This window comes from Streptomyces sp. CNQ329 (genome assembly GCF_000482585.1).
On sequence record NZ_AXVU01000071.1, the window covers coordinates 1 to 13,394 of the forward strand.

A 13,394-nucleotide genomic window follows, 5' to 3' on the forward strand; every position below is an offset into this window, starting at 1 on the left:
GATGCTGTCCGTCCTGGCCGGACGGCCCTCGCACGAGGCGCACTTCGGTCAGTTCACCGCGCTGACGGCGTCGATGGCCGGCCGGTGGGCGGCGCGCGCCGGGCGCAGCCCGGTGGAGTTACAGAAGGACCTCAGCGAGCTGTCGCTGCGGATGGTGTGCGAGTACGCGCTGGGCGACGGACTGGAGTCCGAGGAGGCCGCGGGGCGGGTCGTGTCGGCGTTCGAGGACGTCCTCACCGACTATCTGGCGCGGCTGTACCAGGTGGACGTGGGCGGCACGGAGGAGGAGCGCCGCGTACGCTCCGAAGAGGCCCTGACGTTCCTGCGCGCGACCGTCGACGAGGTGCTCGCCGCGCACCGCGAACGCGGCACGACCGAGCACGCCGACCGCAGCGACCTGGTCGCGGCCCTGGTCCGGGCGGGCGAGTCGCCGGCGCGGATACGCGACACGGTGCTGATGACGATGCTGGCCGCCCACCACACCACCGGTGTGGCCATCTCCTGGACGCTCTACCTGCTGGCCCGCCACCCGGAGGTGGCCGAGCGGGCGGCAGAGGAGGTCGACCGGGTCCTCGGCGACCGCGACGCCCCCGGCTACGGCGACCTCAGGCCGCTGTCGTACCTGGACATGGTGCTCCGGGAGTCCATGCGGCTGTACCCGCCGGGACCGTACGGCGCCCGGGAGGCCACCGAGGAGATCAGGCTCGGCGAGTACACCGTTCCCGCGGGCACGACCCTCTTCTACCCCTTCTGGGCCGTGCACATGAACCCCGAGTACTGGCCCGACCCGGAGGTGTTCGACCCGGAGCGCTTCACACCCGAGGCGTCCGCCCGGCGGCACCGGCTGGCGTACATCCCGTTCGGGCTCGGACCGCGCAGTTGTGAAGGGTCCGTCCTCGCGATGGTCGAGGCCAAACTCGTTCTGGCGATGCTGCTGAAGCGGTTCCGGTTCCGGATGGCGCCGGGCCAGACGGTCACGCCCATCGAGCGCTTCGTCCTCTGGGCCGCCGAGGACATCCGCATGGACCTCACCCCCCGGTAATCCACCGGGACCGCAGCGCGGTACCACGACGCGGCCCCGCGGCGGCGCGCCGCCGCGGGGCCGGGCCGAACGGGGAGACGACCGTCGCGACGCCGCAGCCGCTCCCGGGCCGCCGGTCAACGCCCACCACTGATGATCTTGTCCTGGGTGATCGGCAGGTCGCGGACGCGGTGGCCGGTGGCGTGGTACACGGCGTTGCCGAGCGCCGCCGTCGCTCCCGCCATCGGAGCCTGCCCGAAGCCCCGGGCGCCGAGCGCCGGGCTGGTCGGGTCCGGCTTGTCCACGAACAGGGCCTGAATCTCGGGCATGTCGGCGTTCACGGGAACGAGGTAGCCCGAGAGGTTGGGGTTGACGATCCGCCCCAGGTGCGGGTCGACGAGGGTGTGCTCGGTGAACGTGAAGCCGACCGCCCAGACGAAGCTGCCGATGATCTGGCTGCGCAGCGTCCTGCGGTTGAGCACCCGGCCGGGGTCGAACGCACCCAGCATGCGGCTCACCCGGACCCGGCCGAGCCGCGGGTCGACGCGGACCTCGGCGAAGACGGCCCCGGTGGCGTACTGCGCCGGGGTCTCCGCGGCCGGCTCCACCGCGGCCTCGACCGGCTTGCCGTGGCGGGCGAGGACCGCGCGGATGCTGTCCCGGCGCCGGGGCCTGCCGGTCACGTACAGCTCGCCGCCCTCCGCGCTGATCTGCTCGGCCGGGACGCCGTGCAGCGGGGAGCGCTCGTCGGCCACCGCGATGCCGATCAGCTCCGAGCGCGCCCTGGTGCAGACCCGGTTGACGGCGGCCCCGACGCTGGGCACCGTCGACGACGCCCCCGATATGGACGCGTACGGGTACGCGGTGTCACCGAGGTCGACGTGGACGTCCTCCAGCTTCAGGCCGAGCACCTGCGCGGCGACCTGAGCCATCACCGTGTAGGTACCCGTCCCCAGGTCGTGGGTGGCGCTCCGGACGACGGCCGTGCCCCGGGTGGTGAGGTGCACGCCGGCCGCCGACCCCGGAATGCCGCCCGCCGTGTGGGCGACCGCCGCCATGCCCCAGCCGATCAGGGTGTCCCCGTCGCGCATCGACCGCGGGCGGGGGTTGCGGGCACTCCAGCCGAACGCGGCGGCGCCCCGCCGGTAGCACTCGTCGAGATGCTTGCTGACCCAGGGCCGGCCCGTGTCGTAGTCGACGGTGGCGTAGTTGCGCAGCCGGAGTTCGACGGGATCCATGCCGAGGGCGTGGGCCAACTCGTCCAGGGCCGATTCGAGGCCGTGCGAGGCCATGGCCTCCGGCGCCCGGATGTAGGCCCCCACCGGGAGGTCGAGACCGACGAGACGCTGCGCGATGTGCAGGTTGGGGAAGGAGTGCAGCAGCCGGGTGGCCGTGGAGTGGTTGTACAGGCTGTCCTTCTCGGTGCGGGAGGTCTGCTGCACGGACTCGTGGTCCACGGCGGTGACCGTGCCGTCCCGCTTCGCCCCCAGCCGCAGCCGCTGGCGCCCTTCCGCGCGATGCCCGTGGGAGGTGTAGGTGTGCGCCCGGGCCAGCACCAGCCTGACCGGACGCCGCAGTTCCCGGGCGACCGCGGCGGTGAGAATCGTGGTCGGCCAGGGACCCTTGGCGCCGAAGCCGCCGCCCAGGTACGGCGACCGTACGCGGACGTGCCCCGGCGGCACTCCCAGCGAGGCCGCCACGCACTCCTGGGACACGGTGACGCCCTGGGTGGACTCGTGCAGCGTCAGCCGGCCGTCCTCCCAGTGGGCGGTGACGGCTGACGGCTCCATGGGATTGTGGTGCTGCATGGGCGTGGTGTACGTGACGTCGATGCGGGCGTCGGCCTCGGCGAACCCCCGGGCGGGGTCGCCGCGGGTGATCTCGTTCGGGCCGTCGCTGCCGGGTGCGGGCAGGTACGCCTCGTCCAGGGCGTCGGCGAGCACCACCTGCGGGTCGTGGGCGTCGTAGGAGACCTGCACCAGCGTGGCCGCGTGCTGGGCCTGCTCCAGCGTCTCGGCGACGACGAACGCCACCGGCTGGCCTGCGTGGTGGACGTCCGCGTCCTGCAGCGGCAGGTGTTCCTTGATGAAGGACGGGTGGTCGGGGACTTGCAGGCGGGGCATGGAGCGGTGGGTGAAGACGGCGACCACGCCGGGAGCGTCCTCGGCCGCGACGGTCCCGATGCCGGTGACGCGCCCGCGGGCGACGGTGCTCATCACCAGGAAGCCGTGCAGCAGCCCGGGGACCTGCACGTCGGCGGCGTAGGCGGCGGCGCCCGTCACCTTGTCCCGCCCGTCCACCCGGGGCACGGGGCGGCCTACGATCGGGCTCATCATTCGCCTCCCAGGCGGTTGAGGACGTCGGCAAGGGCGCGCCGTACCAGCTCGACCTTGAAGGCGTTGTGCTCCAGCGGTTTCGCGTCCCGGACCAGGGCGGCGCCCGCCGCCGCGATGGCGTCCTCGCTCAGGGGCCGCCCGCGCAGGGCCGCCTCGGCCTCCGGCGAGTGCCACGGCTTCGGCGCGAGGCCCCCGAACGCGAGCCGTACGTCGGCCACCTCCCGCCCCCGCAGGGCGAGTCCGGCCGCGACGGACACGACGGCGAACTCGAACGACGCCCGGTCGCGCACCTTGAGGTAACGGGACCTGCGGGCGGGCCGGCTCCGCGGCACTTCCACCCCGGTGATCATCTCGCCGTGCCGCAGCGCGGTCTCCCGGTGCGGGGTGCTGCCGGGCAGCAGGTGGAACTCCCGTACCGGGACGGCACGGTGGCCGCCGTCCGGGCCGAGGACGAGCACGACGGCGTCCAGCGCGGCGAGCGCGACCGCCAGGTCGGAGGGGTGCACGGCGACGCAGTGGTCGCTGCCGCCGAGGATCGCGTGCCAGCGGTTCTGGCCCGCGACGGCGGGGCAGCCGCTGCCGGGCTCGCGCCGGTTGCAGGGGCTGCCGGGGTCGCGGTAGTACCAGCAGCGGGTGCGCTGCATGAGGTTGCCGCCGATGGTGGCCTTGTTGCGCACCTGCGGGGAAGCGGAGGCCAGCAGCGCCTCGGCGAGCACGGGGAACTCCCTGCGCACCACGGCGTGCTCGGCCACGTCCCGCATCCGGGCGGTGGCTCCGATACGCAGCTTCCCGCCGTCCAGGGCGGCGTCGGACAGGGGGATCCGGTTCACGTCGACGACGAGGCCGGGGGCGAGGGCGCTGTCCTTCATCAGGTTCGTCAGCTCGGTGCCGCCCGCGACGAACACGCCGTCGGGGCTGCCGGCCACCAGCCGCACGGCCTCGGACGCACTGCCGGCGCGTACGTAGTCGAAGAGCCTCACCGTCCCGCACCTCCAGTCTCCTTTGCGGCATCCCGGACCGCGTCGACGATGTTCGGGTAGCAGCCGCAACGGCACAGGTTGCCGCTCATCCACTCCCGGATCTCGTCCCCGGAACCGGTGTGGCCCTCCTCGACGCAGGCGACGGCGGACATGATCTGGCCGGGCGTGCAGAACCCGCACTGGAAGGCGTCCCGGCGGATGAACGCCTCCTGCACCGGATGCAGCCGGTCCCCGCGCGCCAGCCCCTCCACCGTGGTGATCTCCCTGTCCGCCTCCATGACCGCGAGGGTGAGACACGACTTGATGCGCCGCCCGTCGACCAGGACGGTGCACGCGCCGCACTCACCGCGGTCGCAGCCCTTCTTCGTCCCCGTCAGCGCGAGGCGTTCGCGCAGCGCGTCGAGGAGCGTGACCCGCGCCTCGACGAGGAGGGCGTGCTCCTCGCCGTTGACGCGGAGCGTGATCTCCGCCTCTCCGGCCGGCCGAGCGGCGGCCCCGGCCTCCGGCTGCCCGGCGACCAGCGCACCGGTCGGCAGGGCGGCCACGGCCGCGCCGGCACCGCCTGCCTTGAGGACTGTGCGACGGCTGTGCGCGGCCGGCGCTGCGGCTTCGTCGTTCTCGGCCATCGGACTCCGACTCCTCGGCTTTCGGTTGGCGTGCGCCCGCCCTCGGCCCGGGACAGGCGAGGGAGGGCGTGGGGAACGGCGCTGTGGAGATGGCGCATCCAGCGCGGTGCCTCCATCGTCGAACCGGCCTCCGGCCCGCGTCCAAAGCTTGTTTCGCATGGCGATGCAGTTCGGGCATCACGCCTCGTGAACGAGGGCTCCCCGGCCGGTGCGGCCTACCATGGAGGCATGTCCGACTCAGGTGCCGCCCCGGGGCCGGCCGCCTCGCCGGATCTCGACCTGCGCCTCGTCCGGTACTTCACGATCGTCGCCGAGCACCGGCACTTCGGCCGCGCCGCCGCGGCCCTGCACCTGACCCAGCCTTCCCTGAGCCGGCAGATCCGGCGCCTGGAGCGGCAGTTGGGGGTGCGCCTGCTGGACCGCACGCCGCGGGGGACCACCCTCACCGAGGCGGGCGACGTCTTCCTGCCCCGGGCCAGGGCGCTGCTGCGCTCCGCCGCCCAGGCGACGGCGTACGCGCGCGCCGCCGCCGAGCCGACCCGCGTCACCATCGGCTACACGACGGGACTCGTCGTCACCCCCGCGGTACGCGAGCTGCGCCACCGGTACCCGGACGCCGATGTGCACACCAGGCACGTGGCCTGGAACGAGCCACAGTCGGCGCTCGTGGAGCTCCGGGTGGACGCGGTGGTGGCCCGGCTGCCTTTCCCGACGGGCGGGTTGCAGGTGACCGCTCTGTACGACGAACCCCGGGTCGTCCTCGTCTCCCGGGACCACCGGCTGGCCGGCAAGGAGTACGTCACGCTCGACGACATCGCCGACGAACCCCTTCCCCGGCTCCCGGACCCGGCGTGGAACGCCTTCTGGCGCATCGACCCCCGCCCCGACGGTCGCCCGGCCCCCGACGGTCCTTTCGTCGAAGCCGTCGAGGACAAGTTCGAGATCATCGCCGCCGGCCAGGCCGTGGCCATCGTCTCGTCCGGCCTGTACGTCACGGACCACCGCCCCGGCCTCACCGCGGTCCCCCTGCACGGCGTCGAGCCGAGCCACGTCGTCCTCGCCACCCGCACCGACGACGAGAACCCCCTGGTAACCGCCTTCCACACCCTGGCCCGCACCCACCTCACCGCCCCCGCCCGATGAGCCCCGACGCACCGGCCCACCCGGCTCCGACCACAGCCGCATCACCGCACCCCGGCCACCCCCGGGCCCGAAAGCGCAGTGGAGACCCAACCGTCCGAACAACGACGGGCCTGCACCGACACCGGTGCAGGGCCTCGTTCCACGAACGTTCCCGGTCACCGCAGAAGCCGCCGGGAACGGAACGTGACGGAGCCCGGGAGCATGTCCAGCTCCCGGGCTCCAGCTTGCCGCCCATTTGCGCACACCGGCGGCGTTTAAGAATCGCGGGTCATGTTGAGATCGACGTGTTCTGCCTTTGAACTACAGCGCCACGAGAGAGGCGCCGGAGGGACTTGAACCCCCATCCGTCGATAGTCGCCCACGTTCCGTCGATCCGGTGTTCGGCGGCGAATGCTGAGACTGGAGCGAGAATCTGAGGTTCACGGGGCCGCCTCTGCCAGGCTTGGGCCACCCCCGCACGTGGTGCGGGGGGAGGGATTCGAACCCCCAACTGACACCCCTTATCAGCTTCAACATCAGTTTCAGCTTGCGCTCATCGCGCACCCTCCGCTCGCGACGGAGGGCGTATGTGAGGGCTACCCGAAGAGGTAGCCGAATACCGCGTCGCCGACCAGGTGGTCGGTGACATCGGTGCTGTTCGCCTCCTCGCGGGCGAACTTGACCGCCTGCTGGAGCTTCTCGACGCGGTCGAGGAGTTCGTTGACCCGCCGGGCGGGCAGCGCGCCGGAGAACTTCACCGTGGTCCAGTAACCGACCGGGACGTCCTCGTAGTACACCTCCACCTGCGCCGGGTGCTTCTCGGTGGCCTCGGCCTTCACGTGGTTGCGCGGAACCTTCTTCGTGCGGATGGTCCGCACCGGGTCCGTCTTCCACGAGTCCGTCGAGGGGTCCAGGGTCCAGGACTCGGAGGCGTCGAGCACCGGCAGCTTGCGCACGAAGGTGTGCAGGTCGGTGAGTTGCTTCTCCAGGAACAACAGGTACGGGACGGGCACCTGGGGCAACAGCACCGTACCGTCGACCACCACGTCAGCGACCGCGGACCGGTTCGCCCAGTCCTTCGTCGCGGTCACGTCGAAGAGCCGCGTCAGCGTCACGGCGGTCGCCCGCAGAGCGTCCTCGGCCTTGATCTGCACCCGCGTGGACTCGGGCGGAAGCTGCTCGCCCTCCTCGTCCTTGGGCTGGTAGGTCCGGGAGATACCTGCCAGCAGGGCGGGCTTCTGCACGTCCTGGTGAACCCGGGTGAGCTCTTGCAGGGCCTTGGACTTGACGCCCTTTTCGACTGCGATGATCTGATTCAGCTTCGGCACACGGCAAACCTAACAACCCTCCGCCGCACGCACATCCGATTTGACACCTGCCCCGTCCCTTCCGGCCGAGACGGCAGAGCGGCGAGTGCGACCCCGGGCCCGAGCGCGCTCGAAGCACCCGCTCATCGAGGCCGGAGGCCGTGACCGGCGCTTCCACGACGCCCGACGCACCGCGGCCACGTTCCTGCCGATCCGGGGAGTGCCGGAGCGGGTCGTGAGGCAGAGCAGGTGCTGGTCGTCGACGGCGGTGGCGGCCCGGTACCCGCACGTCACGGGCGGCATCCTCAAGGACGCGGCCAAGCGCGTCGGCGGGCTCACCTGGGAGGTGGCGCAGGGCACGGACGAGAGGCGACCACGGGAGCCCGAAACATCCCGTTGAGACCACTGATGAGACCGCGAACGACGACGGGCCCCGCCGACAGCATCGGCGGGGCCCTTCGTTTCGCCTGGTCAGGCGGGGTGCGGAGGATACGAGATTCGAACTCGTGAGGGGTTGCCCCCAACACGCTTTCCCATTCGCCGTGTGAGGGTTCTCGGGCGGACAACGGCGTCCTGACCTGTAGCTCAGTGGCGCGCTGGTGGCCGTCGGGACGCGCCTGGACTGAGGCGAATGAGACCAAAATTAAGACCGCGGGTCTCCCGCGAGCCCAGCCCGGCAGGTCAGCTCCGTTGCCGCCAGGGGGTCGCATTCAACCGAAGTTCGGCCGGTTTCGTACTGTAGTCAGACGCGGGGGTTGAGTGCACGATCGACGTTCGGACGCATGAGCCGTGCGAGTAGTCGTTCACCAGGGGTGGCCTATGGGGTTAGGTCCCAGGTTCAACAAGACCGTACCTGGCCAGGTTGTTGACCGGTTCACCGGGATGAACAAGACGCTGGGGTTTCCGGCGGTGCCGACGCCCGATCTCGGCGATGACGATGACCGTCCGTCGGACGCGACACGTTTGCTGTGTGCCGCCGCGCACCTGCGCCCGGATTGGGACAAGCAGATCAGATCGAAACTGCGTCAGGGCTGGAGGGGGATCGTCCGGCAGATTGCGCCGCGGTGGATCAAGGAACTGCTTCAGGAACGGGACGAGAAGGCGAAGCTGTCTCAGGCGGAGACGTTAGCCGACGGGACGAAGAAGGATCCCCAGAAGTTTGTGCCGCTGGGTCTGGATTACGCACGGTGGGTCCACTGTCGAGTGCTGGGGAAAGAGCTGAGGCCGGTCCCATCGCACGGCTTCGACCTCGCAGAAGTCGCTCTGAGCTGTGCGCAAGCCATCCGATTGGGCCGGCAGCGCCGGGTGCTCATGCTGATGGCCTGGATCGTCGCGGGGCTGTGCTGGTGGCGGATCGGTGTCGACTGGGCACTCCTGACCCTTCTGGTAGGCATATGGGCCGTCTGCTTAGCGGACCGGCTCGTCAGCCAGAGACTTCTCCGCGATGTCATGGCCCGCGAAGCCGATGGAGGGGGGAGCCCGCAGCGACTGTCTGCTGCGCACGAGGAAACCGTTCAGCGTATGCACGGCATGGAGGGCCAGCCGGTCATCCCATACGAACAGCAGATCCGTCCCGGGCAGGTGCGCTACCACTTCCTCGGGGCCGGCAAGCCTTGGTACGAGCGGAACATCGGCATCGATGTTATGGCACCGCCACAGAAGGATGGTGAAGGCCAGAACTCCCGAAACGCCGTCTCCCCTGCTGGACTTCGACTCCTTCCCGGCGCAGACCACCTCCTGGCGGGCGGGAAGCCAGGGGTGGGAGTGGATCCCTTCACCCCAGATGATCTCCTCCGTCATGTGGAGAGCGAACTCACCCGAGCCATCAGCCCAGATCGGGTTTTCCATCCGGCCAACCGACAGGACGTCTTCTCCATTGCCACGATCAACTCGGACCGTTGGGCCAACATCACCGAGGATGAGTGGGCCGGACTAGTGTCCCTGGCGCACGACGGAGCAAGGGCTATGCGCGTCTTCGCAGCGCCCAAGATAGCCCGCCGAGCGCTCTGCGCACGCATGGTCTCCTGGGACGGCGAGATCCTCGCGTTCGTCTTCGTGGCCTTCTCCTATGAGAACCACTTCCTGCGCGTTATCGTCCGTCCACAGGTTGTCAACCCGATTCATCCCGCCCTTTATGCGGCGCGGCCACAGTCGAAGCGCACAGGCTGGCGCTTCGTCGGACGTTCCATGCTGCTGTCGGTTGCGGATGCAGGTGTGACTCTGAAACGTTTGATCAAGCCTCGGCGGGCGCGTGCCCGGCGCCCCGCCGACGATCAGAAGCAAGCGGTCGTGAGTCTGCGTGAGCTGTATTCGCGTCGACACATCGACGACATGCTCCAGTACGACGACGCCCGGCGCTACATCACAATGATGCAAAATCGGGTGCTCTCTGCGATTGAGGGCTTCCTTCTCGACCACAACGTCGACACCCGGAAATTCCGGGAGCAGATCATTGTCATCCAGAACAGCGGCATCATCAACTCCGGGCAGATGAGTGGAACCCAGAACCAGCCCGGAGCAATCGGATCCCAGCAGCAAACCTGAGGTGCATGATGAGGCGTAGGAAACACGATAACTCGGATGGCAACACCGGCGTCCAGAACAGCGGTTTCATGCAAAACGTCCAGAATCAGCCCGGCGCCGTCGGCTCCGTGCAGAGCCAGGGAACAGGCGCTCCTGACCCCCAGACACTCCAGCAGATCACCGAAGGATTGAGCAGACTCATGCAGCAGGTGGCAGCCGACCGGGGCCAGATTCCCGAGGCTGACCAATGTCTCACGTTACTGGACGTCGCCGCAGCCCAGCCTCTAGATCAACCCGAAGGCAGGGCTACCGCGACGGCACTGCTGACCAGGGTCCGCAACCTCTGCCAAGGTGCCAACAAGGCAGTGGGACTCGCTGCATCGATCATCACACTGCTTACGGTCGTGTAACAGGCGGCGGTGTCAATTCGTTGAAGAACGCTCTCGGTGAGGATGCCGTGTGAACCGGGTGCCAGGCACGTTGTCCCACCATGTGCGTCGGTCCCAGGCCGGAGGAGGCGTCAGCCCACCCACACGACTCGGACGATGGAGATCACGCGCGCCCGCTCGGGGGCGAGGTACATGAAGAAGCCGCGGCCGCCGAAGATGTCGAGAGTGCGCAGCCGCCGCCGTGGGCGGGGCCTCGTCCGGCTGCCGCAGCGTCGTGTCCGAGGGCGGTGAGCTGTTCCGCGAGCCGCTCCACCTCGACGACGACTTCGACGGGAAGTCCAGCGGTGACGAGTTCGGCGTCGGGGTTGTAGTGCCAGGTCCAGTCGCTCACCCGGCGACCTCGCGCTGGGCCTCGCCCAGGATCTGCTGGATCTCCGCGACCAGTGGAGCAAGTGCGTCCGGTGACTCGGCCGTGTCGGCCTCGGCCTCCAGGTCCCGCAGGCGGGCGGCTCGCTCCGGGTTGCGCTGTATGGCGACGAACTCGCCCCAGTACTGCAGGAAGGCGCGCAGCGGGGTGATCGTGCTCTGCGCAGAGGCTTGCTCGGCGGCTCGGTCGAGGTGCTCGGCGAACGCTGGAAGCTGTGCCGGGGCGATCTGGGCGAGAGCGGTGCGCAGGGCGGCCGGGGTGAGCGCGGGCATGGAGATCAGCGGGCCGGAGGTGATGTGCTGCTCGGTCATCGCTTCGCTCCTCGGTCTGGTTCGGCACGATCTCTCGTGGCCGCTCCGCTTGGCGACCGAAATCATGCTATCGAGCATGGCGATGTGCGGGACGAGTGTGACGGCCTGTCGACGACAGGGAGGCACCGTGAGGCGTGCACCTCCACGTCCACGTGGTAGTGGACATTTGGCTTGAATGTCCGTTTTGAATGAGACTGAAACCGAGGCCATGGCACACACGAGGCCCCGGCCGACAAGTCGGTCGGGGCCTTCGTTTCGCCTGGTCAGGCGGGGTGCGGAGGATACGAGATTCGAACTCGTGAGGGGTTGCCCCCAACACGCTTTCCAAGCGTGCGCCCTAGGCCTCTAGGCGAATCCTCCGCGGGCCACATTACAAGACGGGGCGGGGTGGTCGCGAACTCGTTCGCAGGGGGTCGGATCGGTTAAGGTGGACTCGCCCCTCACGCGGCGCTATCTCGCTGAACTCCCCCAGGGCCGGAAGGCAGCAAGGGTAGGTGAGCTCTGGCGGGTGCGTGGGGGGCGCCTCGTTGTGCGGGGTGGGTGCCGGTGGGGCGGGGGTTTCGGCGGGTGGGCGCTGTTGTCGGCGGTCACCGATATCGTCGTAGTCGTGTCGCAGCTCGCTCTCTATCGCCGCTACCGGCCCGAGACCTTCGGCGAGGTCATCGGGCAGGACCACGTGACCGGCCCGTTGCAGCAGGCGCTGCGGAACGGGCGGGTCAACCACGCGTATCTGTTCAGCGGGCCGCGGGGCTGCGGGAAGACGACGAGCGCGCGCATCCTCGCCCGGTGTCTCAACTGCGAGCGGGGGCCGGCGCCGGAGCCGTGCGGGGAGTGCCGGTCGTGCCGGGACCTCGCGCGGAACGGGCCGGGGTCGATCGACGTCATCGAGATCGACGCCGCGTCGCACGGCGGTGTGGACGACGCGCGTGAGCTGCGCGAGAAGGCGTTCTTCGGGCCGGCCGCCAGCCGGTACAAGATCTACATCGTCGACGAGGCGCACATGGTCACCTCCGCGGGGTTCAACGCCCTGCTGAAGGTGGTCGAGGAGCCGCCGGAGCATCTGAAGTTCATCTTCGCCACGACCGAGCCGGAGAAGGTCATCGGGACCATCCGGTCGCGGACGCACCACTATCCCTTCCGCCTCGTCCCGCCCGGCACCCTGCGCGACTACCTGGCGGACGTCTGCCGCGTCGAGTCGATCCCCGTCGAGGACGCGGTGCTGCCCCTGGTCGTACGGGCCGGGGCGGGCTCCGTGCGGGATTCGATGTCCGTTATGGACCAACTGCTCGCCGGTGCTGGTGCGCAGGGTGTGACGTACGCCATGGCCACCGCCCTCCTGGGGTATACGGACGACTCCCTGCTCGACTCCGTCGTCGACGCCTTCGCGGCGGGCGACGGGGCGGCGGCGTTCTCGGTCGTGGAGCAGGTGATCGAGGGCGGGCACGATCCGCGGCGGTTCGTCACCGATCTGCTGGAGCGGCTGCGTGACCTCCTGATCCTCGCCGCCGTGCCGGACGCCGGCGACAAGGGGCTGATCGACGTTCCGGCGGACGTGCTGGAGCGGATGCGGCGGCAGGCCGGCGTCTTCGGGGCGGCCGAGCTGAGCCGCGCGGCGGACCTCGTGAACGAGGGGCTGACCGAGATGCGCGGCGCCACCGCGCCCCGGCTGCAGCTTGAGCTGATCTGCGCCCGGGTGCTGCTCCCCGGCGCGTACGGGGACGAGCGCTCGGTGATGGCCCGGCTGGACCGCCTGGAGCGCAACGCCGCGACGGGGCTGCCGACCGTGGGGTACGTACCGGGACCGGACGCCCACCAGCCCTCCGGCGGGGGCGCGGGCGGTGGCGGCGTCGAGGGCCGTGGCGCGGGGGGCGGCGACGGCGGTGGCGGTCGCGGCGGTGACCGTGGTGGCAGTGGCAGTGGCGGCGGTCGCGGTGGTGCCGAGGCTGCGCGGGCTGCTCTCGCCGACGGGGGCGGGGCTGGTCCGTCCGGTGCCGGGTCTGCCGGGACCGGGGCGCCTGGGGCTCCTGCCGCCGGGTCCGGCGGCGCTGTTTCCGGAACCGGGGCCGGTGCTTCCGGTTCCGGACCTGCTGGGTCCGGCGCTTCCGGGGCCGGGGCTCCGCCCGCAGCGGGGGCTCCCGCCGCGGCGGGAGCCGGGCCTTCCGGTGGTTCCGGGCTCCCGGCCCCCGGTGGCGGTGACGCGCCGGCGCGTCGGCCCGGGGCCTGGCCCGGGAGCGGGGCGCCGGCGGCGCCCGGTGCAGGGGGCGGCGGCGTGGCCTCGGGGGCGGAGCCTGCGCCGGCGGCCGGATCGGCGTCTGCGCCCGGATCGGCGCCTGCGCCCGGATCGGCGCCTGC

Annotated in this window: 10 protein-coding genes, 1 tRNA gene and 1 other RNA gene; 6 read left to right on the top strand and 6 right to left on the bottom strand. The window is 70.6% G+C overall.

What is annotated here, in order from left to right; genetic code table 11:
* The coding region (locus I003_RS0127790; RefSeq protein ID WP_027774484.1) for a cytochrome P450 at positions 1–1,042 on the top strand (1,042 nt) is incomplete at its 5' end.
* Positions 1,043–1,158: 116 nt separating this feature from the next.
* On the opposite strand, the gene I003_RS0127795 is transcribed toward I003_RS0127790, so the two are convergent.
* From I003_RS0127795 to I003_RS0127805, 3 genes are read right to left on the bottom strand one after another with little or no spacing between them, the layout of a single operon-like run.
* Positions 1,159–3,354: a xanthine dehydrogenase family protein molybdopterin-binding subunit gene (locus tag I003_RS0127795; RefSeq protein ID WP_027774485.1), complete on the bottom strand. Its 2,196-nt coding sequence runs from the start codon at positions 3,352–3,354 to the stop codon at positions 1,159–1,161.
* The gene (locus I003_RS0127800) at positions 3,354–4,337 is read right to left on the bottom strand and encodes an FAD binding domain-containing protein (RefSeq protein WP_027774486.1); all 984 of its coding nucleotides are present in this window, start codon (positions 4,335–4,337) and stop codon (positions 3,354–3,356) included. The genes I003_RS0127795 and I003_RS0127800 overlap by 1 nt, the downstream gene beginning before the upstream one ends.
* Entirely contained in the window at positions 4,334–4,963 is a 630-nt protein-coding gene (locus I003_RS0127805) for a (2Fe-2S)-binding protein (protein WP_027774487.1), read from the bottom strand. The genes I003_RS0127800 and I003_RS0127805 overlap by 4 nt, the downstream gene beginning before the upstream one ends.
* 228 nt (positions 4,964–5,191) lie before the next feature.
* Between I003_RS0127805 and I003_RS0127810 the strand changes: the two genes are divergently transcribed.
* Positions 5,192–6,106 (top strand): LysR family transcriptional regulator, encoded by a 915-nt coding sequence (locus tag I003_RS0127810; protein ID WP_027774488.1) that lies wholly within the window; start codon positions 5,192–5,194, stop codon positions 6,104–6,106.
* A gap of 575 nt (positions 6,107–6,681) precedes the next feature.
* Here I003_RS0127810 and I003_RS0127815 read toward each other — a convergent pair.
* The gene (locus I003_RS0127815) at positions 6,682–7,413 is read right to left on the bottom strand and encodes a DUF7873 family protein (protein ID WP_027774489.1); all 732 of its coding nucleotides are present in this window, start codon (positions 7,411–7,413) and stop codon (positions 6,682–6,684) included.
* A gap of 214 nt (positions 7,414–7,627) precedes the next feature.
* Between I003_RS0127815 and I003_RS36235 the strand changes: the two genes are divergently transcribed.
* Positions 7,628–7,792 (top strand): hypothetical protein, encoded by a 165-nt coding sequence (locus I003_RS36235; protein ID WP_158689027.1) that lies wholly within the window; start codon positions 7,628–7,630, stop codon positions 7,790–7,792.
* A gap of 482 nt (positions 7,793–8,274) precedes the next feature.
* Positions 8,275–9,936: a hypothetical protein gene (locus I003_RS0127825; RefSeq protein WP_158689028.1), complete on the top strand. Its 1,662-nt coding sequence runs from the start codon at positions 8,275–8,277 to the stop codon at positions 9,934–9,936.
* Between the two features lie 755 nt (positions 9,937–10,691).
* On the opposite strand, the gene I003_RS0127835 is transcribed toward I003_RS0127825, so the two are convergent.
* Together I003_RS0127835 and I003_RS0127840 are read right to left on the bottom strand one after the other, a co-directional pair.
* Positions 10,692–11,042 carry a DUF6247 family protein gene (locus I003_RS0127835; protein ID WP_027774492.1) on the bottom strand — a complete coding sequence of 117 codons (351 nt, stop codon included), beginning with the start codon at positions 11,040–11,042 and terminating at the stop codon, positions 10,692–10,694.
* Between the two features lie 275 nt (positions 11,043–11,317).
* Positions 11,318–11,402 (bottom strand) — tRNA-Ser (locus tag I003_RS0127840).
* A 71-nt stretch (positions 11,403–11,473) separates the two neighbouring features.
* On the opposite strand from I003_RS0127840, the gene ffs reads away from it, so the two are divergent.
* Both ffs and I003_RS0127845 read left to right on the top strand, forming a co-directional pair.
* An RNA gene (ffs, locus tag I003_RS35275) (signal recognition particle sRNA small type) lies at positions 11,474–11,570 on the top strand.
* 79 nt (positions 11,571–11,649) lie between these two features.
* A partial coding sequence (locus tag I003_RS0127845; RefSeq protein WP_027774493.1) for a DNA polymerase III subunit gamma and tau occupies positions 11,650–13,394 on the top strand: 1,745 nt, incomplete at its 3' end.

What these genes read in the sequence shown, in the direction of transcription:
- I003_RS0127795 (WP_027774485.1), bottom strand. Translation starts at nt 3,354, where the DNA reads ATGAGCCCGATCGTAGGCCGCCCCGTGCCCCGGGTGGACGGGCGGGAC.
- I003_RS0127805 (WP_027774487.1), bottom strand. Translation starts at nt 4,963, where the DNA reads ATGGCCGAGAACGACGAAGCCGCAGCGCCGGCCGCGCACAGCCGTCGC.
- I003_RS0127810 (WP_027774488.1), top strand. Translation starts at nt 5,192, where the DNA reads ATGTCCGACTCAGGTGCCGCCCCGGGGCCGGCCGCCTCGCCGGATCTC.
- I003_RS0127825 (WP_158689028.1), top strand. Translation starts at nt 8,275, where the DNA reads ATGAACAAGACGCTGGGGTTTCCGGCGGTGCCGACGCCCGATCTCGGC.
- I003_RS0127835 (WP_027774492.1), bottom strand. Translation starts at nt 11,042, where the DNA reads ATGACCGAGCAGCACATCACCTCCGGCCCGCTGATCTCCATGCCCGCG.